At 73.2% G+C, this 22830-nt stretch carries 21 protein-coding genes; 10 read left to right on the top strand and 11 right to left on the bottom strand.

Going from position 1 to position 22830, the window contains the following annotated elements:
• Window positions 1-259: 259 nt before the first annotated feature.
• Entirely contained in the window at window positions 260-1486 is a 1227-nt protein-coding gene (locus ABIB53_RS09110; RefSeq protein ID WP_354587926.1) for a deoxyguanosinetriphosphate triphosphohydrolase, read from the bottom strand.
• 45 nt (window positions 1487-1531) lie between these two features.
• Here ABIB53_RS09110 and ABIB53_RS09105 point away from each other — a divergent pair, with 45 nt between their 5' ends.
• On the top strand, window positions 1532-2851 hold the full coding sequence (locus tag ABIB53_RS09105; RefSeq protein WP_354587925.1) for a hypothetical protein: 1320 nt from the start codon (window positions 1532-1534) through the stop codon (window positions 2849-2851).
• Between the two features lie 3 nt (window positions 2852-2854).
• Here ABIB53_RS09105 and ABIB53_RS09100 read toward each other — a convergent pair whose 3' ends face one another.
• The 4 genes from ABIB53_RS09100 to ABIB53_RS09085 form a co-directional block, all read right to left on the bottom strand.
• The gene (locus tag ABIB53_RS09100) at window positions 2855-3526 is read right to left on the bottom strand and encodes a YdeI/OmpD-associated family protein (protein WP_354587924.1); all 672 of its coding nucleotides are present in this window, start codon (window positions 3524-3526) and stop codon (window positions 2855-2857) included.
• 1 nt (window position 3527) lies between these two features.
• Window positions 3528-4772, bottom strand: a complete 1245-nt coding sequence (gene dusB / locus ABIB53_RS09095; RefSeq protein ID WP_354587923.1) for a tRNA dihydrouridine synthase DusB — start codon at window positions 4770-4772, stop codon at window positions 3528-3530.
• Window positions 4773-4819: 47 nt separating this feature from the next.
• Window positions 4820-6259 carry a hypothetical protein gene (locus tag ABIB53_RS09090; RefSeq protein ID WP_354587922.1) on the bottom strand — a complete coding sequence of 480 codons (1440 nt, stop codon included), beginning with the start codon at window positions 6257-6259 and terminating at the stop codon, window positions 4820-4822.
• Window positions 6260-6358: 99 nt separating this feature from the next.
• Window positions 6359-7537: an NAD(P)/FAD-dependent oxidoreductase gene (locus ABIB53_RS09085; protein WP_354587921.1), complete on the bottom strand. Its 1179-nt coding sequence runs from the start codon at window positions 7535-7537 to the stop codon at window positions 6359-6361.
• 71 nt (window positions 7538-7608) lie between these two features.
• Between ABIB53_RS09085 and ABIB53_RS09080 the strand changes: the two genes are divergently transcribed.
• The 3 genes from ABIB53_RS09080 (at window position 7609) to ABIB53_RS09070 (ending at window position 10244) form a co-directional block, all read left to right on the top strand.
• Window positions 7609-8574, top strand: a complete 966-nt coding sequence (locus ABIB53_RS09080; protein WP_354587920.1) for a cation diffusion facilitator family transporter — start codon at window positions 7609-7611, stop codon at window positions 8572-8574.
• Window positions 8571-9401, top strand: coding sequence for a sulfurtransferase (locus ABIB53_RS09075; RefSeq protein WP_251719478.1), 831 nt, complete (start codon window positions 8571-8573; stop codon window positions 9399-9401). The genes ABIB53_RS09080 and ABIB53_RS09075 overlap by 4 nt, the downstream gene beginning before the upstream one ends.
• Before the next feature lie 84 nt (window positions 9402-9485).
• Window positions 9486-10244 carry an SIMPL domain-containing protein gene (locus ABIB53_RS09070; protein WP_251719477.1) on the top strand — a complete coding sequence of 253 codons (759 nt, stop codon included), beginning with the start codon at window positions 9486-9488 and terminating at the stop codon, window positions 10242-10244.
• Window positions 10245-10301: 57 nt separating this feature from the next.
• On the opposite strand, the gene ABIB53_RS09065 is transcribed toward ABIB53_RS09070, so the two are convergent.
• Window positions 10302-11708, bottom strand: a complete 1407-nt coding sequence (locus ABIB53_RS09065) for a glycine--tRNA ligase (protein WP_354587919.1) — start codon at window positions 11706-11708, stop codon at window positions 10302-10304.
• Between the two features lie 55 nt (window positions 11709-11763).
• On the opposite strand from ABIB53_RS09065, the gene ABIB53_RS09060 reads away from it, so the two are divergent.
• The 5 genes from ABIB53_RS09060 to ABIB53_RS09040 are packed head-to-tail and all read left to right on the top strand — an operon-like array spanning window position 11764 to window position 15263.
• Window positions 11764-12069 carry a hypothetical protein gene (locus ABIB53_RS09060; protein ID WP_068274394.1) on the top strand — a complete coding sequence of 102 codons (306 nt, stop codon included), beginning with the start codon at window positions 11764-11766 and terminating at the stop codon, window positions 12067-12069.
• Between the two features lie 47 nt (window positions 12070-12116).
• Entirely contained in the window at window positions 12117-13055 is a 939-nt protein-coding gene (locus tag ABIB53_RS09055; RefSeq protein ID WP_354587918.1) for a metal ABC transporter substrate-binding protein, read from the top strand.
• On the top strand, window positions 13052-13855 hold the full coding sequence (locus ABIB53_RS09050) for a metal ABC transporter ATP-binding protein (RefSeq protein ID WP_354587917.1): 804 nt from the start codon (window positions 13052-13054) through the stop codon (window positions 13853-13855). Before ABIB53_RS09055 ends, ABIB53_RS09050 begins: the two co-directional genes overlap by 4 nt.
• The gene (locus tag ABIB53_RS09045) at window positions 13852-14871 is read left to right on the top strand and encodes a metal ABC transporter permease (protein WP_123090835.1); all 1020 of its coding nucleotides are present in this window, start codon (window positions 13852-13854) and stop codon (window positions 14869-14871) included. The genes ABIB53_RS09050 and ABIB53_RS09045 overlap by 4 nt, the downstream gene beginning before the upstream one ends.
• On the top strand, window positions 14868-15263 hold the full coding sequence (locus tag ABIB53_RS09040) for a Fur family transcriptional regulator (RefSeq protein WP_354587916.1): 396 nt from the start codon (window positions 14868-14870) through the stop codon (window positions 15261-15263). Before ABIB53_RS09045 ends, ABIB53_RS09040 begins: the two co-directional genes overlap by 4 nt.
• A 9-nt stretch (window positions 15264-15272) precedes the next feature.
• On the opposite strand, the gene ABIB53_RS09035 is transcribed toward ABIB53_RS09040, so the two are convergent.
• Window positions 15273-16058: an isoprenyl transferase gene (locus ABIB53_RS09035; RefSeq protein ID WP_068274039.1), complete on the bottom strand. Its 786-nt coding sequence runs from the start codon at window positions 16056-16058 to the stop codon at window positions 15273-15275.
• Window positions 16059-16068: 10 nt separating this feature from the next.
• Window positions 16069-16833, bottom strand: coding sequence for a DNA repair protein RecO (gene recO, locus ABIB53_RS09030; protein WP_354587915.1), 765 nt, complete (start codon window positions 16831-16833; stop codon window positions 16069-16071).
• Between the two features lie 167 nt (window positions 16834-17000).
• Between recO and ABIB53_RS09025 the strand changes: the two genes are divergently transcribed.
• Complete coding sequence (locus ABIB53_RS09025; RefSeq protein WP_502914629.1) at window positions 17001-17621, top strand: alpha-ketoglutarate-dependent dioxygenase AlkB; 621 nt, start codon at window positions 17001-17003, stop codon at window positions 17619-17621.
• Window positions 17622-17682: 61 nt separating this feature from the next.
• Here ABIB53_RS09025 and leuA read toward each other — a convergent pair whose 3' ends face one another.
• The 3 genes from leuA to ABIB53_RS09010 all read right to left on the bottom strand — a co-directional run bounded on the left by leuA (window position 17683) and on the right by ABIB53_RS09010 (window position 22677).
• A complete protein-coding gene (leuA, locus tag ABIB53_RS09020) occupies window positions 17683-19419 on the bottom strand; it encodes a 2-isopropylmalate synthase (RefSeq protein WP_354587914.1) in 1737 nt (578 codons plus the stop codon).
• A gap of 233 nt (window positions 19420-19652) precedes the next feature.
• Entirely contained in the window at window positions 19653-20687 is a 1035-nt protein-coding gene (locus tag ABIB53_RS09015; RefSeq protein WP_354587913.1) for an aspartate-semialdehyde dehydrogenase, read from the bottom strand.
• 43 nt (window positions 20688-20730) lie between these two features.
• Window positions 20731-22677: a BCCT family transporter gene (locus ABIB53_RS09010; protein WP_502914628.1), complete on the bottom strand. Its 1947-nt coding sequence runs from the start codon at window positions 22675-22677 to the stop codon at window positions 20731-20733.
• Window positions 22678-22830 lie beyond the last annotated feature (153 nt).

Below are 22830 nucleotides of genomic sequence, written 5' to 3'. Positions count from 1 at the left end.
TGCGGTCGAGGTGAGTCTAGGTGCCGCGGCGAAGGGGGCGCTCAGAGCCGACCTCGGCGCACGGAGGTGACGACCGGGCCGCGATGACCTGAGTCCCGCGCTCGGGCCGGGATCACGGCGGCCGACCGGGAAGTCGGCCATCGGCCGGGACACGTCTCGGTCATGGGCGGGTGTCCTGGGCCGGGTCCGTCGTCCCGGGCACGGACGGGTTCCCCGGACGCCGTCCTGAGCGGCACCCCTGCCGCGGCGAAGGGGGCGCTCAGAGCCGGGCGTGGAGGGCGAGCGCGCGGACGTCCGTGAGCCCGGCCACCTGGTCGACGACGACCCGCAGCCGTGCCGCGTCGTCTGCCGCGGCCGCGTGGTCGGCGCGAAGGTCGGGGTCGAGACGGCTTCGTGGGTCGGCGGCGAACCACTCGACGAGGTCGCCGACGACGACCCGCTGGCGCACGTAGACGTCGGCGCGCTCGCTCGCGTGCATGACGAAGTGGGCGGCCATCCCCTTGAGCACCGCGACCTCGGCGCGGCTGTCGTCGGGCACGACGAGCGAGGCCGCGTAGCGGGTGAGCGGGCCGGGCCCGTAGCGCTCGCGGGTGGCCTCCTCGGCGGCCTGGACGAAGCGGCCGACGAGGCGCGAGGTCATGTCCTTGAGCCGGGCGAGCGCCTCGCGGCTGCCGTCGAAGTGCAGGGGCACGAGCCCCTGGTCGGTGAGCCGGGCGAGCGCGGCCTCGACCTCGTGCGCCGGCAGGTCCGCGGCGTACTCGCCGTGGGCGGCGGCGAGGACCGAGTCCGAGCGGTCGGTGTCGCGCAGGGCCGCGGGGTCCAGCTGGCCGGAGGCGACGGCGTCCTCTACGTCGTGCACGGAGTAGGCGACGTCGTCCGACCAGTCCATGACGTCGGCCTCGAGGCAGCGCACCCGTGGCGCGGCTTCATGGCGCACCCAGCCGAAGGCCGCGACGTCGTCGCCGTACGCGCCGTACTTCGGTCCGGGGCGCGGGCCGTCGTCGCGGGTCCAGGGGTACTTCGTCGCGGCGTCGAGGCTCGCGCGGGTGAGGTTGAGACCGGCGGGCCGGCCGTCGGGGTGGACGCGCTTGGCCTCGAGCCGGGTGAGGATCCGCAGCGTCTGCGCGTTGCCCTCGAAGCCGCCGATGCCCGCGGCGATCGCGTCGAGCGCGCTCTCCCCGTTGTGGCCGAAGGGGGGATGCCCGAGGTCGTGCGCGAGGCAGGCCACCTCGACGACGTCGGCGTTGCAGCCCAGCGCCCCGCCGAACTCCCGGCCGATCTGAGCGACCTCGAGGGTGTGGGTCAGCCGGTTGCGCACGAAGTCGTCGCTCGCCGGCTGGACGACCTGGGTCTTCGCCGCGAGCCGGCGCAGGGCGGCGGAGTGGATGAGCCGCCCCCGGTCGCGCGCGAAGTCGTCGCGATCGGCGCGCTTGTGCACGGGGTCCTCGGCCACCCAGCGCTCACGATCGGCCTCGGCATAGGTCACGGGGCGAGCCTATGTCCGGCAGGACCCCGCCCTAGGGTTGCGTCTGTGACGACCCCGGACGAGCCGCCACCTGCCACCCCCGACGACGCGACGACCGATGCCGAGCAGCTGACCGCCGCCGTGCGGGTACGACGGTGGCTCGGCGCCGACGCCGTCGACGTGCTCCTCGGCGCCTCCGGCCCCGACTCGGCGGCTCGTGCCCTCCTCGCGACGCGCCCGCAGGTCACCGAGCACAGCGTGCAGGACGGGCTCGACCTCGTCGCCGACCGGCATCGAGACCACCCCGACGGGCTGCCCGCCGAGCGGTGGGGCGCCCGCATCGCCCGGGTCCGCAACCTCATGGGAGCGCTCACCCTCGTCGTGCTCCTCGCCCTGCTCGTCGCCGGCTTCGTCGCCCGGCAGGACACGGGGGTCGACGACCCCTTCGAGGCCCTCGAGGCGCAGACGTCGCCGGAGGTGCTCCGCGGCGCCGTCCTCGCCCTGCTGGCGCCGCTCGCGGTCGGCGTGCTGCTGCTGTGGGTCACCTCGGTGTGGCGGCACGTCATCACCCTCGCCGAGGCGCGGTACGCCGTGCGCTGGGCCGCGAGCCGCGCCGGGCAGCGCGGCCGCGGGATCCCGGTCGCCGATCCCTTCCCGGGGCTCGCGGGTCCCGCCATGGCGTTGTCCGTCATGGGCTGGGTGATCGGCGGGCTCGCGCTGCTGCTCTGCCTGCTCGTGCTCTCGGACCCCGTCCTCGCCCTCGTCCTGCTCGGACTGGCGGCGGCGGTCTTGCTGCCGACCTGGCCGCTCATGCGCTGGCGTCGAGAGATGCGCCGGGCCGGCGCCGTGGCGAGCGCGCACCTGCTGATCCTCGGCACCCGTGACGACGGCGTGCGCCTCGACGTCGCCACGTCGGTGCAGGAGCACGTCCTCGTCGTCGTCCAGCTGCCGCTCACGAGCAGGTGGCACCCGAGCGAGGAGCGCGTCGTCTACCCGCTGACCGCCGTCCTGCCCCGCGACGAGCTCGCGCGTCGCCATGACCAGGTCGACCAGGACCGCGCGGGGCTCGTCGCCGTCGGGCCTCGGCACGAGGCACCCCTCGTCACCGTCGAGCGCAACGCCGAGGACTACCACCTCGACGTCGAGCGCTACTCCGGCGGCTGGGTCGTCGCCCTGGGCACGCGGTCCGGCCGGCCCGCGGCGCTCGTCGTCCCCTCGGACCCGGAACGCTTCGTCGCCGAGGTGCTGCCCACCCTCGGCGACCGCCACGGCCTGGAGAGCGGGTCGTTGCGTATCCACGAGCCCCGCCAGGTCCCGACCGGCGGTTCGCGCTGGATGCAGGGGTGGGACCCCCGTGACGACGTCGACACGTCGAGGACGACCTAGACCTCAGGCGCCGTCCTGGGCGGCTCGGGCCCGGCGCACCCAGGCGGGCTCGGCGCCGTAGCGCTGCGTGCGGACGAGCCGTCCGGCGGCGCAGTCGGCGACGAGCTCGCCCATCCGCCGCTCGCGGGTGGCCTCCTGCTTCGCGCCGAGCACCCAGTGGGTGGCCTGCTTGCGGTACCCCGGCGTCGCCTCGGCCCAGAAGGCCCGGGCACGGGGCTCTGCCTCGAGACGGGCCGCGTATCCCTGCGGCAGCTCACCGGCCTCGACCTCGTAGGTGTAGATCGCCGTGCGGTCCTCGCGCCGCCGCTCGAAGGCCGCCTCGCCCGCCGGCGTCATCAGCCCCTGCTCGCGCAGCCGCTCGACGTGAGCGACGTTGACCGCGCTCCACGTGCTGCCCGCGCGACGGGGCGTCCAGCGCTGGCGCCGCGAGTCCTCGTCGACCCGCTCGCTCACGCTGTCGATCCACCCGAAGCACAGGGCGACCGGCACCGCCTCCGCCCAGGTGATGCCGCGGTCGGGGACGTGCTTGCCGCGCAGCCCCATCCACAGCTCGCTCGCGCTGTCGTGGTGCTCCTCGAACCACGCGCGCAGCTCGGCCGCGTCGGCGAAGTAGGTCGCCGGTCGCTCCGGCGTCCCCCCGGGGCGGCCGGGCGCCCCCTTCGCCCCCGACGTCATCTCAGCCGCCGCTCACCGACAGCTCGGCCTGAGAGACCTGGGCGGCCTGGTCGGCGTCGAGCTCGCGGCTGCGCAGCCAGCCCTCCGGGAGGGCGACGGTGCGCGGGGAGCCGGCGCGGCCCCGGGGCCCGTCGGCGGCCTCGGCGGGCCAGGGCACGTCCGGGTCGAGCGTCGCGATGAGGTCGTCGAGCGCGGTGAGCGAGTCGACGAGCGCGAGCTGGTTGCGCACGCGCGAGCCGGCCGGGAAGCCCTTGAGGTACCAGGCGATGTGCTTGCGGATGTCGCGGCAGCCGCGCAGCTCGTCGCCGTCGTAGAAGTCGACGAGGTGCTCGGCGTGCAGGCGCAGCGTCGCCGCGACCTCGCCGAGGGTCGGTCGGACGCGGGCGTCCGAGCCGGCGAAGGCGGCCGCGAGGTCGGTGAAGAGCCACGGCCGGCCCAGACAGCCGCGGCCGACGACGACGCCGTCGCAGCCGGTCTGGCGGACCATCCGCAGGGCGTCGTCGGCCGACCAGATGTCGCCGTTGCCGAGGACCGGGACCTGGGTGATGGTCTCCTTGAGCAGTCGGATCGCCGACCAGTCGGCCTGGCCGGAGTACGCCTGGGACGCGGTGCGGCCGTGCAGCGAGATCGCCGCGACGCCCTCGTCGACGGCGATCTGCGCGGCCTCGAGGTAGGTGAGGTGCTCGTCGTCGATGCCCTTGCGCATCTTCACCGTCACCGGGATGTCGCGGCGCGAGCCCTCCTCGACGGCGGCGGCGACGATGGAGCGGAAGAGGTCGCGCTTCCACGGCAGCGCCGCTCCCCCGCCCTTGCGCGTCACCTTCGGCACCGGGCACCCGAAGTTGAGGTCGATGTGGTCGGCCCGGTCCTCCGTGGCGATGATCCGGGCGGCCAGCCGGGTGGCCCCGGGGTCGACGCTGTAGAGCTGGACGCTGCGCGGGTGCTCGTCCGGGTCGTGCTCGAGCAGCCGCATCGTCTCGGGCGAGCGCTCGACGACCGCGCGCGAGGTGACCATCTCGTTGACGTACAGGCTGCTCGCCCCGTCGGCCCCGCCGGCGACGTGACCGGCCGCGCCGTAGCGCCGGCACAGCCGGCGGAAGGCGACGTTGGTGATGCCGGCCATCGGCGCGAGGACCACCGGCGAGGTGATCGTGTGCCGGCCGAGGCGAAGGGGTGGCAGCACCGGCGACGCGGCCTGCGTCGCGGGCGGCGCGGTGCGGGGCGAGGTGGTGGTGGGAGCGCTCATGACCACCCCAGTGTCCCACCACCGGCGGACAGCCCCGCCCCGCCGGCTCACAGCACCGGCGAGCCGACCATCTCCCCCACCGCCGGCTGCGACCCCGGCGGTGGCTGCCCGAGGACCTCGGTGACCCGCCACGTCGTGCCGGTGTGGACGTCCCACACGAGGACCCAGGTGCCCAGGGCGGAGCGCGAGAGGAGGAGCAGCTGGTCGGCCGGGCCCCAGTCGAGCGGGACGAGGCCGCCCATGACGGTGCTGTCGTCGGCCGCGGCGAGCACCCGCGGACGGGGCGAGGCGTCGACCTGCACGGCGTAGACGCCCTGGTAGCTGCCGTCGAGCTGGGCGGTGGCCCACTGCGGCAGCCAGATGCCGGCCGCCGACCACCCGGCGATGTCGCTCACCGTCTCGCCGTGCACACCGCCGACCGGGCCCGGCATCGTCTCGCCGCCGACGAGGTCGCCCGTGCCGGCGTAGGAGGAGCGCTCGAGCCGGCCGTCGGGACGCAGCACGAGCACCTCGGGGGCCGGGCTGACCTGGGGATCTGCCCGGAGCACGCGCGAGCCGGTGATCCGCCACGTCGACTCCCCGCGCACGATGATGTCGCCGTTGCCGGCCCACCCGAGGCTGCTCAGCCGGTCGTCGGGCACCGGGATCTCCTGGGTGCGCCCGCGGGCGACGTCCACGACGACCACCCGACCCGGCTGGGGCACGGCGACCCGGTCGCGGTCGGGGTGGATCATGTCGCCGGTGAGCACGAGCGGCTCCCCGACGACCTGGCTGGTCAGCAGCTCCTCGACCTCGACGTAGGGCGTCGGCGTGCCCGTGAGGCGCAGCACGAGGTGGGCCCGGTGACGACCCTGCACGCGGCGCAGGGCCACGGCGCGCACCGGCTGCGAGAGCCCGCCCTGCGGCAGCCCGGAGATGTCGGCGCCCGCGGTCCAGCCCAGCGTCGCCCCGAGGCCCAGGCTGCCCGGGTCGGGGTGCCGCGGCAGGTCGCCCAGCTGCTCGGCCGGGACGAGCCGGTCGACCTGGGCGCCGCCGAGCACGACCGGGCGGCCCGGGCCCTCGGAGGTCGACGTCGGTGCCGGCACGGGCTCGACCGCCGCGTCGGGCCCGAGGGCGAAGCCGACGCCGAGCACGGCGACGACGGCCGCCGCGACGACCGCCCCGCGGCGCCGCCCGGCCCGACGACGGGTCGTCGCGGTGCGCCACGCGCTGTCGACGAGGGCGTCGAGGTCGGACGTGGCGGGAGGGGGCGTCGTCCGCGAGCCCGGGTGGGTCCGGTGCCGGTGCATGGCGCGCCGCGCGTACGCGAGGGGCTCCTCGTGGCGCAGCACGCCCCAGCGCACGGCCACGAGGACGAGGGCCTCGTGCACGTCGACGCGGGCCTGCTCCTCGTCGACCCGGCCGTGGCCGGCCTCCCGCAGCAGCCCGGCCACGCTGGAGCGCGCCCAGCTGACGAACTCCTGCTCGTCTCGCGACGGCCCACCCATGGCACCGACCTCCCGTCCGCCCTCGTGCGGCGCGACCTCTCGTCGCCAGGATGGACCCTGCACCTGCGCCCGCGCAGCCGGTCCGATCTCGGTCCGGCCTCAGACGCGGCCGCGCAGCAGGGCGTAGCGGTAGACCCTCGGCTCGAGGTAGCGGTCGAAGACCCACAGCCAGGTCCTCGGGACGGTGAGATCGGGTCGGCGCACGGTGGGCTGAGGGGTGCCGTCGCGGTCCATCTCGGCGAGGAGCAGCCGGCGCCGGTCGGTGGTGATCGGGATGATCGTGTAGCCGTCGTAGCGGCGCAACGGCTCGCCGAGACGGCGACGGGCGATGTTGTCGGCGAGGACGTCGACCTGCCGGCGCAGCGCTCCCCCGGACGGGCGGGTGCGCAGGTCGGCGACGTCACCGAGGGACCACACGTCCGGTGCGCTGCGGTGCGCCATCGTCTCGGGGTCGACGTCGACGAGCCCGTGCTCGCCACCGGCGAGACCGGCCAGCCAGGACGGCCCCCGGTAGTGCGGGACGACGACGGCGTGGTCGACGTCCGCGATCGTCGTCGTGCCCCCGCCGGACGCGACGACGACCTCGCGGGTGGCGCCGTCGAGCGACGCGACCCGGGCGTCGTGGTGCACCTGGACGCCCAGCCGCTCGAGCCGGGTGGTGAGCGTGCCGTCGACGAAGGGGAGGTCGAGGACCGACGCGAAGGGGGTGGCGAGATGGATCTCGACGTCGCCGAGGACCCCTTCGCGCCGCCAGTGGTCGGCCGCGAGGAAGAGGGGTTTGAGCGCCGTGCCACCGCACGGCGCCGGCTCGGGCGGGATGCTCAGCACGACCCTGCCGCGGCGAAGGGGGCGCAGCGCCTCCCAGGTGCGCTCGGCCCGTTCTTCGAGGTGCGGGGTGCTCGCCCAGCCCGACGCGAGAGCCGTCTCGAGACCCTCGACCGCGCCGAGGTCCTCCTCGAGCCCGGTCGCGACGACGAGGTCGGTGTAGCCGACGCGCTCCCCCTTCGCCGTCTCGACCTCGTGGAGGTCGGGATGCACGGCGACCGCCCGGTCGCGCAGCCACTGCACGCCCGAGGGCATGACGGCGTGCGTCGTCAGGGTGAGCTCGTCGAGGCGCGCCTGACCGCCGCCGACGTAGTTGAGCATCGGTCGGTAGAGGTGGGTCGCGGAGGGGGCGACGACGCGGACGTCTCGGCAGCCGACCCGGCGCAGCCGGGCGGCCAGCGAGATGCCGGCGTTCCCTCCCCCGAGGACGACGACGTCGTGGTGCCGGCTCATGGGGCGGACGCTACCCGCGCGACCGGCGGCTGCGGGGCCGCAGGTCGGGCCCCGTGCGCGAGGATGGCCGGGTGACGACCGCCGCACCGCCCGCCCGGGTCGACCGGGCCCGTCTGACCCGCTTCGCCTGGCTGGCCATCGCCGCCGCCCTGGTGACGATCGGGATGAAGACCACCGCCTGGCTCGTCACCGACTCCGTCGGTCTGCTCTCGGACGCCGCCGAGTCGGTCGTCAACCTCGTCGCCGCCGTCGGCGCGCTCGTCGCCCTGCGCGTCGCGGCGGCCCCCGCCGACGCGGGCCACCACTTCGGCCACGCGAAGGCGGAGTACCTCTCCGCCGCTCTCGAGGGCGCGATGATCGCCGTCGCCGCGCTCGTCATCATCTGGCAGTCGGTGCTGCGACTGCTCGACCCCCGGCCGGTGGAGGACGTCGGCATCGGTCTGGCCATCTCGGTCGGTGCGTCGGTCGTCAACGGGCTCGTCGCCGTCGTGCTCCTGCGGGCCGGTCGCCGGCACCGCTCGATCACCCTCACCGCCGACGGCCGGCACCTGCTCACCGACGTCGTCACCTCCGTCGGGGTCGTCGTCGGCGTCGCGCTCGTGTGGCTCACCGGCGTCGACTGGCTCGACCCCGTCGTCGCGCTGCTCGTCGCGGCCAACATCCTGTGGGCGGGGTGGGGGCTGCTCGACGAGTCGACGAGCGGGCTCATGGACCACACGATGGACGAGTCCGCCAACGTCCGGCTCGCCGAGCTGCTCTCGCGGTGGGCCGACGACGAGGTCCACTTCCACGGCCTGCGCACGCGGGTGGCCGGCCACACCTCCTTCGCCGAGGTGCACGTCCTCGTGCCCGGGGCGTGGGACGTGCGCCGGGCCCACGACCTCGTCGAGGAGGTCGAGGACGCGCTGCGGGCGGAGTACCCCGACCTGCGGGTCTCGACCCACATCGAGCCGCGCGAGGACCCCCGCTCCTACGACGACTACGAGCACGAGGTGCCCGTGGCCGGCCCGACACCGACCCCCGGAGGACCCTCATGAGCACGCTGCTCACCCCTGCTGCCCTCGACGCGATGCGTCAGCGCCCCGACGTCGTCGTGCTCGACGTGCAGTACGAGCTGGGCGGCACGCCGAGCGCCCAGCTCTACGCCGCCGGTCACCTGCCCGGGGCGGCGCCGGTCGACCTCGACTCCGTCCTCGCCGGCCCGCCCGGCGCGGGTGGACGGCACCCCCTGCCCGACCCGGAGGTGCTCCAGGAGGGCCTGCGAGCCGCGGGTGTGCGCGCCGAGAGCACCGTCGTCGTCTACGACCAGCGCACCTCGCTGTCGGCCGCCCGGGCGTGGTGGGTGCTGCGCTGGGCAGGCGTCGAGGACGTCCGCGTGCTCGACGGCGGTCTGTCCGCGTGGCGCGACGCCGGGCTGCCGGTGAGCACCGAGCCGGACCCGGTCGAGCCGGGTGACGTCGTCGTGCGCCCCGGGAGCCTGCCGGTCCTCGACGCCGACGGCGCCGCCCGGGTCGCGCAGGAGGGTCTGCTCCTCGACGCCCGCACGCCCGAGCGCTTCCGCGGCGAGAGCGAGCCGATCGACCCGGTCGCCGGGCACGTCCCCGGGGCGACGAACCTGCCCATGGGCGAGCTGGTGCGCCCGGACGGCCGGCTGCTCCCGCCGGAGGAGCTGCGGGAGCGGCTGCACGCCCTCGGGCTGCACGCCTCCGACGCGACACCCGTCGGCACGTACTGCGGCTCGGGCGTCACCGCGGCGCACACGGCGCTCGCCCTCGCCGAGATCGGGGTGACCGCCGTGCCGTACATCGGCTCGTGGAGCGAGTGGGTCTCCGACCCCGAGCGGCCCGTCGCCACCGGCGCCTGAGTGAGGGAACCACCCGCTCCCCCGCCGCGTCCTAGCCCCGAGGTCGACGGCACGGGCCGTCGCACGAGGATCGGGGTGGGGCAGATGAGCGGGATCTCCAGCAGCATGCGCGGGGCGGTCGTGACGCTCGCCGTCGTGGTCGGGCTCGCGCTCGCCTACGTCGTCGGCACGAGCAGCGCGCAGGCCGACGAGCCGGACCCGGCAGGCCCGGCGAGCAGCGAGACGATCACCATCCGTGGCTCGGGGAGCACGAGCGTCGTGCCCGACGAGGTCCACTTCGACCTGTCGGTGACGACCCGGGCCGAGGGCCTCGACGACGCGCTGAGCCGCTCGAGCGCCGAGCTGTCGACGGCCGTCGACGCCCTCGTCGACCAGGGCGTCGCCCGCGAGGACGTGCGGACCACCGGCGCCCAGATGCGCCCGACCTACCGCCGGGTCAAGGGGCAGGCGCCCGAGCCGACGGGCTACTCCGTCACGCAGTCGGTGCGGGTCGAGGTCGCCCTCGAGGACGCCGGCGACGCCATCACCGCGGCGACGAAGGACGCCGGCAGGGCGCTGCGCGTCGGCGGGATCCGGCTCGCGGTGAGCGACGAGACGCAGGCGACGAAGGAGGCGCGCGACGAGGCGATGGCCGACTCGCGCGCGACCGCCGAGCAGTACGCGAAGGCGTCCGGGCGCCGGCTCGGGAGGGCCACGAAGATCGTCGAGCCCCGCGGTGACCGGGGCGTCTTCGAGGCGCAGTCGCTCAGCAGCGCCGACGCGAGCACCGGCAGGGCCTTCGCCCTCTACGCCGGCGAGCAGGACCTCACCGTCCAGGTCGAGGTGGTCTGGGAGCTCCTCTGAGACGACGCAGCGCCCCCGGCCTGGTAGCCGGGGGCGCTGGCTGTCGTGCGGTGCGGCTCAGCAGCCGAGGAGCTTGGGGGCGAGCCAGGACTCGACCTGGTCGATGCTCACCCGCTCCTGGCGCATCGAGTCGCGCTCGCGGATCGTCACCGCGTCGTCCTCGAGGGTGTCGAAGTCGACGGTGATGCAGTACGGCGTGCCGATCTCGTCCTGGCGGCGGTAGCGCTTGCCGATCGCCTGGGCGTCGTCGAAGTCGACGTTCCAGCTGCGGCGCAGCTGGGCGGCGAGGTCACGGGCCTTGGGCGAGAGGTCGGCGTTGCGCGAGAGCGGGAGCACCGCTGCCTTGACCGGCGCGAGCCGGTGGTCGAGGCGCAGCACGGTGCGGGTGTCGACCCCGCCCTTGGCGTTGGGCGCCTCGTCCTCGGCGTAGGCGTCGACGAGGAAGGTCATGAGCGAGCGCGACAGGCCCGCCGCCGGCTCGATGACGTACGGCGTGTACTTCTCGCCGGTGGCCTGGTCGAAGTAGACGAGGTCGGTGCCCGAGTGCTCGCTGTGGCTCTTGAGGTCGAAGTCGGTGCGGTTGGCGATGCCCTCGAGCTCGCCCCACTCGTTACCGCTGAAGCCGAAGCGGTACTCGATGTCGACGGTGCGCTTGGAGTAGTGCGAGAGCTTCTCCTGCGCGTGCTCGTAGTGGCGCAGGTTCTCGGGCTTGATGCCGAGGTCGGTGTACCAGCGGGTGCGCTCGTCGATCCAGTACTGGTGCCAGTCCTCGTCCTCGCCGGGCTTGACGAAGAACTCCATCTCCATCTGCTCGAACTCGCGCGTGCGGAAGATGAAGTTGCCCGGCGTGATCTCGTTGCGGAAGGACTTGCCGGTCTGCGCGATGCCGAAGGGGGGCTTCTTGCGCGACGTGCCGAGGACGTTGAGGAAGTTGATGAAGATGCCCTGCGCGGTCTCGGGGCGCAGGTAGTGCAGCCCGGACTCGTCCTCGATGACGCCGAGGTAGGTCTTGAGCATCATGTTGAACTCGCGCGCCTCGGTCCACTGGCCACGGGTGCCGCAGTCGGGGCAGACGACCTCGGACATCGGCACGTCGTCCGGGTCGAGCTCCTGGCCCTTCTTCGCGGCCTTCTCGGCCACGGCCTCCTGCAGGTGGTCCTGACGACGGCGCTTGTGGCAGCTCAGGCACTCGACGAGCGGGTCGGTGAAGGTGCCGACGTGCCCGGAGGCGACCCAGGTCTCGCGCGGCAGGATGATCGAGGAGTCGAGGCCGACGACGTCGTCACGACCGGTGACCATCGAGCGCCACCACTGGCGCTTGATGTTCTCCTTGAGCTCGACGCCGAGGGGACCGTAGTCCCACGCGGAGCGGGTGCCGCCGTAGATCTCGCCGCAGGGGAAGACGAATCCCCGCCGCTTGCACAGCGAGACGACGGTGTCGACGGTGGAGGTCTGCTTGGCCATGGCGCAAGGCTATCCGGCCGCGAAGGGGGTGCCGACCACCGCCTACGATCGTCGGGTGAGCCCGTCCCAGCCGTCCCCCGAGGTCCCGCGGGACACCGCCGTCGCCCGCGCCACCGCGCCCCTCGTCCGATGGGTGTCGGGGCTGCCGCCGGTCGTGCCCGTCCTCGGCGTCTTCGCCCTCGTCCTGCTCGGTGCGGTCGTGCCCGGCTGGGGCTGGGTCTTCCTCGCCCTCGCGGTGCTCGTCCTCGTCTGGGTGCTCGCCATCAGCTGGCCGCGCCTCACGCCGTCGGAGAAGATGCTCCGCCTCGCGGTCATCGTCTTGTGCCTGGCGATCACCGTCGTGCGGGCCGTCCCGCGCTGACCCGCCGATTTTGACAACCGTTCTCAGTTGAGATGAGAATGGTTGTCATGAAGCGCACCGCCCTCCTCGTCGCCCCCCTCCTCGCCCTCGCCGCCTGCGGCAGCGACGGCTCCGACGACGCCGCGGGCGGGGGTGACCGCCTCGAGGTGGTCACCTCCTTCTACCCCCTCCAGTACGCCGTGCAGCAGGTCGGCGGCGACCGCGTCGAGGCGACCAACCTCACCCGCCCCGGCGCCGAGCCGCACGACCTCGAGCTCAGCCCGAAGGACGTGCTGTCGGTGGCCCAGGCCGACTCGGTGGTCTACCTCGCCGACTTCCAGCCCGCCGTCGACGACGCGATCACCGAGGCCGACGGCACCGCCTTCGACGTGACGAAGGCCGCCCGGCTCGACCTCGCCGCCACCGACGACGGCCACGACCACGGCGGCGAGTCCGCGGAGGAGCACGCGGGCCACGACCACGGCTCCCAGGACCCCCACTTCTGGCTCGACCCGCAGCGCTACGCGGACGTCGCCGACGCGATCGCCGGCGAGCTCGGCCGGGTAGACCCCGACCACGCCGCGGAGTACGAGCAGAACGCCAAGGACATGCGCACCCGGCTCGACTCGCTCGACGCCTCCTTCCGCGAGGGCCTCAAGGACTGCCAGACGACCGACCTCGTCACCTCGCACGCCGCCTTCGGCTACCTCGCCGACGCGTACGGCCTGACCCAGGAGTCGATCACCGGGCTCACCCCCGAGACCGAGCCCAGCGCGCAGGCGATGAAGGACGTCGTCGAGCACATCCGCGAGCACGACGTGCCGACCGTCTACGCCGAGACCCTCGTGCCCAAGGACGTCGCCGAGACCATCGCGAAGGAGGCCGACGCGCAGGTCATGGTCCTCGACCCGATCGAAGGGGTGACCGACGAGTCGTCCGCGCAGGACTACTTCGGCATCATGGAGGCCAACCTCACGACCTTGGAGAAGGGCCAGTCCTGCTCATGAGCTCAGCAGAGCCCACCCCGGTGATCCGGGTGCACGCGGCCTCCTTCGGGTACTCCGAGCGCACCGTCGTCACCGGCGTCGACCTCGTCGTGGAGCGCGGCGAGGTCGTCGCCGTGCTCGGGCCCAACGGGTCGGGCAAGTCGACCGTCGTCAAGGGCCTGCTCGGGCTCGCCGAGACCAGCCGCGGGACCGTCGACCTCTTCGGCACCCCGCGCGAGCACCTCGAGGAGCGCACGCGGGTCGGGTACGTCCCGCAGCGCCACACCCTCGCCTCGACCGTCTCGGCGACCGTCGAGGAGATCGTCGCGACCGGCCGTGTCCCCCGCGTGCCGTGGTGGGCGCCGTGGCGGGCCCTGGCTCCCGAGCACCGCACGGCCGTCCGCGAGGCGATCGAGGTCGTCGGTCTCGGCGAGCAGCGCACCCACGAGGTCTCGACCCTCTCGGGCGGCCAGCAGCGCCGGGTGCTCATCGCCCGGGCTCTCGCCGCCGGACCCGAGCTCTTCGTCCTCGACGAGCCGACCGCCGGCGTCGACGTCGGCAACCAGCGGGTGCTCGCCGCCGTGCTGCGACGCCTCGTCGAGCGGGGCGCGACCCTCGTCGTCGTCACGCACGAGCTCGACGCCCTGCGCGACCTCGTCACCCGGGCCGTCGTCGTGCGCGACGGCGCGATCGCCTACGACGGGCCACCCTCGGCGCTCGACGACCTCGGCCACGTGCACCACCACCACGACGACGAGCTCGACCACGAGCCCGACCCCTCGCTCACCGGCGAGATCATCGCCCCCAGGAGGCGTGCATGAGCGACCTGCTCTCCCTGGACTTCATGCGCAACGCGCTGCTCGCGGCGCTGCTCGTCGGCGCTGCCGCGCCGCTCGTCGGGGTCTTCCTCGTCCAGCGGCGCATGTCGCTCATCGGCGACGGCCTGGGCCACATGGCCCTGGCCGGTGTCGGGGTCGGCGTGGTCACCTCGACCTCCCCCGTGTGGACCGCGCTCGTCGTCGCCCTCGTCGCGGCGGTGCTCATCGAGCTGCTGCGCTCGTACGCGCGCACGGGCGGCGACCTCGCGCTCGCCGTGATGTTCTACGGCGGCATCGCCGCCGGCGTCGTGCTCATCGCGCGTGCGCCGGCGGGTGCCCCGGTCAACCTCAACGGCTACCTCTTCGGCGCGATCAACACGGTCTCGCGCGCCGACCTCGTCGCCTTCGCCGTGCTCTCCGCCGTCGTCGTCCTCGTGACGACGGTGCTGCGCGGCCGCTTCTTCGCCGTGGCGCAGGACGAGGAGTACGCACGGGCCGTCGGCCTGCCGGTCGTCGGCACCAACGTCCTGCTCGCCGCGCTCACCGCCCTCACCGTCGTCGTCTCGATGCGCGTCGTCGGCCTGCTGCTCATCAGCGCGCTGATGATCCTGCCCAACGCGGCCGGTCAGCAGCTCGGGCGCAGCTTCCGCGGGGCCCTGCGGTGGGCCGTCGTCATCGGCATCGGGACGAGCGTCGGCGGGGTCGTCGCGAGCTTCTACGCGGACACCCCCTCCGGTGGCACGATCGTCCTCCTGCTCATCGCGATCTTCGTCCTCGCCGCGGCCGGCGGCGCGGCGGCGCGCACCCTGCGACGGCGCCGGGCGGCTCCTGCCGGGCACCCGCACGAGCACGTGCACTGGGACGAGTGCGGCCACGAGCAGGTGCTGCACGGCGACCACGTCGACTACGTCCACGACGGGCACCGTCACGCCGCGCACGGCGACCACTGGCACGAGCACGGCGACCACGAGCACGACCACCGCGGTGACGACGCCCGCGACCACGAAGGGGCACGATGAGCACACCAGCACGCAGGCCGACCCGGCAGCGGGTCGCCGTCGCCGAGGCGCTGTCGCGCTCGCAGGCCTTCGAGTCCGCGCAGGAGCTGCACACCCGGCTGTCGACCGCCGGCGAGCGGGTGGGCCTCGCGACCGTCTACCGCGCCCTGCAGGCGATGGCCGTCGACGGCGACGTCGACGTCGTGCGCACCGACGAGGGCGAGTCCCTCTACCGCCGGTGCAGCACCGGGCACCACCACCACCTCGTGTGCCGTGAGTGCGGTCGGGCCGTCGAGGTCGAGGGGCCGACGGTGGAGCGCTGGGCCGACCGGGTCTCCGCCGAGCACGGCTTCACCCAGGTCGAGCACACGCTGGAGATCTTCGGGCGCTGCGCGGACTGCTCGCGCGGCTGACCCCTTCGCTCATCCGTCGACCGCGTCCACCGCTCCCCCGTAGCGCCGGTCGCGCCGGGCGTAGGTCTCGATCGCCTGCCACAGGTGGCGGCGGTCGTAGTCGGGCCACAGCGTGTCCTGGAAGACCATCTCGGCGTACGCGCTCTGCCACAGCAGGAAGTTGCTCGTGCGCTGCTCGCCGCTGGACCGCACGAAGAGATCGACGTCGGGCATCCCCGGCTCGGGCAGGTAGCGCGCGATGGTGCGCTCATCGATGCCGTTGCCCTTGAGCCGGCCACGACGCACGTCCTCCGCGATGCGCTGCACGGCATCGGCGATCTCGGCCCTGCCCCCGTAGTTGACGCAGAAGTACAACGTCATCGCGTCGTTGTCCTTCGTCATCTCCTGGGCGATCTCGAGCTCCTTGATGACCGAGGCCCACAGCCGTGGGCGCCGGCCGACCCAGCGCATCCGCACGCCCCACGCGTGCAGCTGGTCGCGGCGGCGCCGGATGACGTCGCGGTTGAAGCCCATGAGGAAGCGCACCTCGTCGGGCGAGCGGCGCCAGTTCTCCGTCGAGAAGGCATAGGCCGAGAGGTGGGTCACCCCGATCTCCAGCGCCCCGGCGACGACGTCGAGCAGCGCGCCCTCGCCGGCCTCGTGCCCCTTCGTGCGGGGCAGCCCGCGCTCGTTGGCCCACCGGCCGTTGCCGTCCATGACGACGGCGACGTGACCGGGCACGAGCTCGGCCGGGACCGGCGGCGCGGTGACCCCGGTGGGGTGCGCGAAGGGGGTCTCGTACCGTCTCGTCGTCATCGCGTCCTCGTCATCGGGTCGTCGAGGGCGGGCGCCCTCGGGGGCTGGGGGTGCGGTCGACCAGGCCGAGCGAGCGCACGCCCCGCTCGAGGTGCCACTGGAGGAAGGCGGCGGTCAGGCCGCTCGACTCGCGCCGCGCCGGCATCGGGGAGGCGTCGGCGTGGGCCCAGTCACCGGCGAGGAGCGAGGCCATGAGCGCCGTCGTCGCCGGCGCGGGAGCGCTCGCGCCCGGCGTGCGGCACTGCGAGCAGACCGAGCCGCCCGCGGCGATCTGGAAGGCGCGGTGCGGGCCGTCGGCGCCGCACCGGGCGCAGTCGTGCAGGCTCGGCGCCCAGCCCGCGACGGCGAGGGCGCGCAGGAGGTAGGCGTCGAGGACGAGCGAGGAGTCGTGCTCGCCGGACGTGAGGGTGCGCAGCGCCCCGCACAGCAGGTGGTACTGCTGGACGGAGACCTCGTGCTCCTCCGTGAGCCGGTCGGCGGTCTCGAGGATCGCGGCGGCCGCGGTCCAGTCCGAGTAGCGGCTGGCCAGGGTGTGGCCCCACGAGTCGACGCCGACCGCCTGGGTCACGGTGTCGAGGTTGCGACCCTCGTAGCACTGGACGTCGACGTGCATGCCCGGCTCGAGGCGGGCGCCGAAGCGGGACTTCGTGCGGCGGACCCCCTTCGCCACCGCCCGGACCTTGCCGCGACCGCGGGTGAGCATCGTGATGATGCGGTCGGCCTCGCCGAGCTTGTGCGTGCGCAGCACGACACCGGTGTCTCGGTACAGGGGCATGCGTCCATTGTCCTACGAGCCCCCGACGACGCCCGCCGCCGCGCCGCACCTCGTCGCTGGTCGAGGTGCGAGGGCGCTCAGCGCCCGAGCCTCGAGACCACCCGCACCGGGAAGGGGTCGCGCAAGCACCTCGAACACCTGTTCGAGGCACTTGCTATCCTCGTCTCGTGAGCGCGCTGCAGCCCAGCCTCTTCGACGACGCGGAGCGGCCGACCCTCGCCCCGGTCGACCCGCGCCGCACGACGCTGGACCGGGGGGCGTGGGTCGACCTGCACCCGGGCTGGGTGAGCGGGGGTGACACGGTGCTCGACGACCTCGTGCGCGAGGTCCCGTGGCACGCCGAGCGCCGCCAGATGTACGACCGCGTGCTCGACGTGCCCCGCCTGACGAAGTTCTACGGCGAGCACGAGCCGCTCCCCCACCCCCTTGTCGCGCAGGCGCGCACCGCACTCAGCGCGCACTACCGCGACGAGCTGGGCGAAGACTTCGTCACGGCGGGCCTGTGCCTCTACCGCGACGGGCGCGACTCCGTCGCCTGGCACGGCGACCGCATCGGGCGCAGCCGCGAGCAGGACACGATGGTCGCGATCATCTCCCTCGGCGCGCAGCGCGTCCTCGCCCTGCGCCCGCGCGACGGCGGCCCGTCGACCCGGCTGCCCCTCGGCCACGGCGACCTCGTCGTCATGGGCGGCTCGTGCCAGCGCACGTGGGACCACAGCGTCCCGAAGGCTGCCGCCGTGAGCGGCCCCCGGATCTCGATCCAGCTCCGCGTGCGCGGGGTGCGCTGAGCGATACGAAGGGGGCGCGACCGGATGACCGGTCACGCCCCCTTCGTCGTCGGCCGACGGGTCAGACGGTGTCGCGCTCCGCGCGGTTGACCGCCGAGAGGATCGCGCGCAGCGAGGCCTTGACGATCGACTCGTGCAGGCCGACGCCCCACAGGACGCGGTCGCCGACGGCGCACTCGACGTACGCGGCGGCGCGGGCGTCGCCACCGGCCGACAGCGCGTGCTCGTGGTAGTCGAGGACCCGCACGTCGACGCCGATGGTGCCGAGGGCGTCGGTGAAGGCGTCGATCGGGCCGTTGCCGCGGCCGTGGACGGTGATCTCGCTGCCGCCGTCGGTGAGCACGGCCTCGATCTGGTCCAGGCCGTCCTCGCTGCCCGAGATCGTCGAGCGCACGGGCGCCAGACGACCCCAGCGGATCTCGGACTCCTCGGAGTGGAGGTACTCGTCGGAGAAGATGCGCCACAGCTCGGCGCCGCTCACCTCGCCGCCCTCGGTGTCGGTCTTGCGCTGGATGACCTGGCTGAACTCGACCTGCAGACGGCGCGGGAGCTCCATGCCGCGGTCGGACTTCAGCAGGTACGCCATGCCGCCCTTGCCGGACTGGCTGTTGACGCGCACGACGGCCTCGTAGCTGCGGCCGATGTCGTGCGGGTCGATGGGCAGGTAGGGCACGCCCCAGTCGATGCCGTCGGTGTCGGTGCCCGCGGCCTTGGCGCGGCGCTCCATGTCGTCGAAGCCCTTCTTGATGGCGTCCTGGTGGGACCCGGAGAAGGCCGTGTAGACGAGGTCGCCGCCCCACGGGTGGCGCGGGTGCACCGGCAGCTGGTTGCAGTGCTCGACGGTGCGCCGGATCTCGTCCATCTGCGAGAGGTCGACCTGCGGGTCGATGCCCTGGCTGAAGAGGTTCATCCCGAGGGTGACGAGGTCGACGTTGCCCGTGCGCTCGCCGTTGCCGAAGAGGCAGCCCTCGATGCGGTCCGCGCCGGCGAGGTAGCCGAGCTCGGCGGCCGCCACCCCTTCGCCCCGGTCGTTGTGCGGGTGCAGGCTGACGACGACCGACTCGCGCCGGTCGAGGTGGCGGATCATCCACTCGATGGAGTCGGCGTAGACGTTCGGCGTGGCCATCTCGACCGTCGCCGGCAGGTTGATGATCATCTTGTGGTCCGGCGTCGGGTCGATGACGTCGATGACCTCGTTGCAGACCCGGACGGCGAACTCGAGCTCGGTGCCGGTGTAGGACTCCGGGCTGTACTCGTAGTAGACGTCGGTGTCGGGGATGGTCTCCTCGAGCTTCTTGCACAGCCGCGCGCCCTGGAGGGCGATGTCGACGATGCCGTCCTCGTCGGTGCCGAAGACGACGCGGCGCTGCAGGACCGAGGTCGAGTTGTAGAAGTGGACGATCGCCTGGCGGCTGCCGGCGATGGCGTCGAAGGTGCGCTCGACGAGCTCGTCACGGCACTGGGTGAGCACCTGGATCGTCACGTCGTCGGGGATGTGCCCGCCCTCGATGAGCATCCGGCAGAAGTCGTAGTCGGTCTGGCTCGCGCTGGGGAAACCGACCTCGATCTCCTTGTAGCCCATCTTCACGAGCAGCCGGAACATCGTCAGCTTGCGCTCGGAGTCCATCGGGTCGATGAGGGCCTGGTTGCCGTCGCGCAGGTCGACCGCGCACCAGCGCGGGGCCTTGGTCATCACGGCGTCGGGCCACGTGCGGTCCGGCAGCTCGACGCGGATCTGGTCCTGGAAGGGCAGGTACTTGTGGGTCGGCATCCCGGAGGGGGCCTGGGAGTGGATCATGTCTCTTCTCGTCTCGTCTCGGGTGGGTCGGCCGGACGCACCGAACTCCGCGACGAGGGGGGCCGTCTAGGCCTCGCCGCGGCAGAGAAGGAGGAGTCGCGCCTGCATGGCGACCACCCTAGACCCGCCTGCGCGACGCCACCCAGGGGGTCCCGTACTGCGGACAAACATGGCGAAGGGGGCCCGCCGACGAGATGTCGGCAGGCCCCCTTCGTCGTGGGTGCGGCTCAGGCTCAGCGACGCGCGAGGAGCTCCTCGGCGACCTGGACGGCGTTGAGCGCCGCGCCCTTGCGCAGGTTGTCGCCGACGACGAAGAGCACGAGGCCCTTCCCCTCGGGGGCGGCCTGGTCGGCGCGGACGCGACCGACGAAGACCTCGTCGCGGCCGGTGGCCTCGAGCGGGTTCGGGTGGTCGGTGACGACGACGCCGGGCGCGGCCTCGAGCAGCTCGAGCGCACGCTCGACGTCGATGTCGCGCTCGAACTCGGCGTGGATCGCCAGGGAGTGGCCGGTGAAGACGGGGACGCGCACGCACGTGCCGGAGACCCGCAGGTCGGGCGCGTGGAGGATCTTGCGCGACTCGTTGCGCAGCTTCTGCTCCTCGTCGGTCTCCAGCGAGCCGTCGTCGACGACCGAGCCGGCGACCGGCACGACGTTGAAGGCGACGGGCACGACGTACTTCTGCGGGGAGGGCAGCGTCAGCGCGCCGCCGTCGACGGCGAGGTCCTTCGGGTCGCCGCTGGCGTACCCGGCGCGCAGCTGGCTGTCGAGCTCGTCGAGCCCGGCACCGCCGGAGCCGGAGACGGCCTGGTAGCTCGCGACGTGGAGGCGGACGAGGCCGGCCTCCTCGTGCAGCGGGGCGAGGACCGGCATCGCGGCCATCGTCGTGCAGTTGGGGTTGGCGACGATCCCCTTCGGGATCGAGTCGAGGTCACCGGCGTTGACCTCCGAGACGACGAGCGGGACCTCGGGGTCCTTGCGCCAGGCGCTGGAGTTGTCGATGACGGTCGCACCGGCAGCGGCGACCTTGGGCGCCCACTCCTTGCTCGTCGACCCGCCGTTGGAGAAGAGGGCGATGTCGAGACCGGAGAAGTCCGCCGTCGCGGTGTCCTCCACGGTGATCTCGCCGTCCCGCCACGGCAGGGTCATCCCCGCCGAGCGGGCCGAGGCGAAGTACCGCATCTCCTCGACCGGGAAGTCGCGCTCCTGCAGGAGGGCACGCATGACGGAGCCGACCTGCCCCGTGGCACCAAATACACCGATTCGCATGGCACCCAGGATAGGTCGGCTCCGTCGTCGAGCTCGTGAGGGACTACCTCGTGGACATCTCCGAGCTGTCGCCGCGAGCGGCACGCTCCTCGACCGCGTGGTCGACCGGCTCGTCGGGAGCGGTCTGCGGCTCCTGCTCGGCCGAGTCAGCCGTGTCCGGGGTCGGCACGGAGTGACCGATCCCCTCACCGGGCTCGGACTGCTGGATGCGCAGGTTGAAGTCGTCACCGTGGTGGGTGACGCCCTCGACGACAGCGGCCTCGACGGCTGCGACGGCGTACTTGCGCCGCACCACCATCGGGTCGTTGCGCAGGTCCTTCATGAGCGACACGGCCATGCCGATCATGATGACGACGAAGGGCAGGGCCGCGACGATGGTGATCGTCTGCAGCCCGGCCAGGCTGTCCTCACCGCCGAGGATGAGCATGATCGCCGCGACGGCACCGGTCGCCACGCCCCAGAAGATCACCGTCTTCTTCGACGGCTCGAGCGTGCCGTTCTCGCTGAGCGTGCCCATGACGATCGAGGCGGCGTCCGCGCCGGAGATGAAGAAGATCGCGACGAGGACCATGACGAGGATCGAGGTGATCGTCGCCAGCGGCATCGTGTCGAGGAGGTTGAAGAGCGTCGCCTCGAGCGACTCGGCGCTCGACAGGCCCGCGCCGTCCTGCTCGGCCTTGATCGCGGCGCCGCCGAAGATGGCGAACCACACGAGCGAGACCGCGCTCGGGACGAGGAGCACGCCGGTGACGAACTCACGGATGGTGCGACCGCGCGAGATGCGCGCGATGAACATGCCGACGAAGGGGGTCCAGCTGACCCACCAGGCCCAGTAGAAGATCGTCCAGCCGCCGAGCCAGGCCTGGATGCCCTCTTCGCCCTGGGCGTCCGAGCGGGCCGAGTACTCCATGAAGTGCTGGAAGTACGTGCCCAGCGTCGTCGGGAGCAGGTTGAGGATGAAGATCGTCGGTCCGACGACGAAGACGAAGAGCGCGAGGACGAGCGCGAGCACCATGTTGGTGTTCGACAGCCACTGGATGCCCTTCTCGATGCCGGAGACGGCGGAGATGACGAAGCAGATGGTGAGGACGACGATGATGCCGACGAGCAGGTTGTTGCCCGTCTCGCCGGTCCAGCCGACGATCTGCGCGCCCGTGGCGATCTGCAGCGCACCCAGGCCCAGCGAGGTCGCCGAGCCGAAGAGGGTCGCGAAGATCGCGAAGCTGTCGATGATCTTGCCGGCAGGGCCGTGGACGCGGCGCTTGCCGAGGATCGGCTCGAAGACCGCGCTGATCGTCAGGCCGCGGCCCTTGCGGAAGACGCCGTAGGCGATGGCCAGACCCGCGACGGCGTAGATGGCCCACGGGTGCAGCGACCAGTGGAAGAAGGTCGTCGCCATGGCGTTGCGGCCGGCGGCCGGGTTGCCCGCCTCACCGGTGCCGGGCGGCGGGGTGACGAAGTGGGTCAGCGGCTCCGAGGCGCCGTAGAACATCAGGCCGATGCCCATGCCGGCGGAGAACATCATCGCGATCCACGACACGGTCCGGAACTCCGGGCCCTCGTCGTCGCGGCCGAGCGGGATGCGGCCGTACTTGCTGGCGGCGAGCCAGATGACGAAGAAGACGAAGCCGGTGGCGGTGATGCTGAAGAGCCAGCCGGCGTTCGCGAGGACCCACGCCAGACCGGCGTCGGAGGCGCTCGCCAGCGAGGCGGTGCTCACGGCGCCCCACACGACGAAGGCGATGGTGGCCACGGCGGTGACGCCGAAGACGACGGTGTCGAGGCGACCGGGCTGCTCGTGCTCGGGGGCGTCGATGACCGGCTCGAGAGCGGGGTGGTTCGGCTCGACCGGCAGGTCGAGCAGACCGGCGTCCCCGGTCAGGCGGGCCGCTCCTGCGGGGCCGGAGGTGCCGACGCGGCTGCGTGGCGTGCCCTGCTGGACGACATCTCCCCGGCGGGTGGTCTCGTTCTTGTCTGGTGTCTCTTTCACGTCAGTCCGAGGCGGCCGAGGCCGCCCCTCCCTTCGGTTGCGTAACGGTGGCGACGGCCGAGATCGCGCTCGACCGACCATCCACCATCACCCCTAGGGGTGTCGACGGACAAGTTACGAGGGGGGTCCGTGCAGATCGAGACCCACGTGTGA

It is taken from the genome of Janibacter sp. UYMM211 (assembly GCF_040547045.1).
GTDB lineage: Bacteria > Actinomycetota > Actinomycetes > Actinomycetales > Dermatophilaceae > Marihabitans > Marihabitans melonis.
This window is presented reverse-complemented; position numbering and strand designations above follow the sequence as displayed.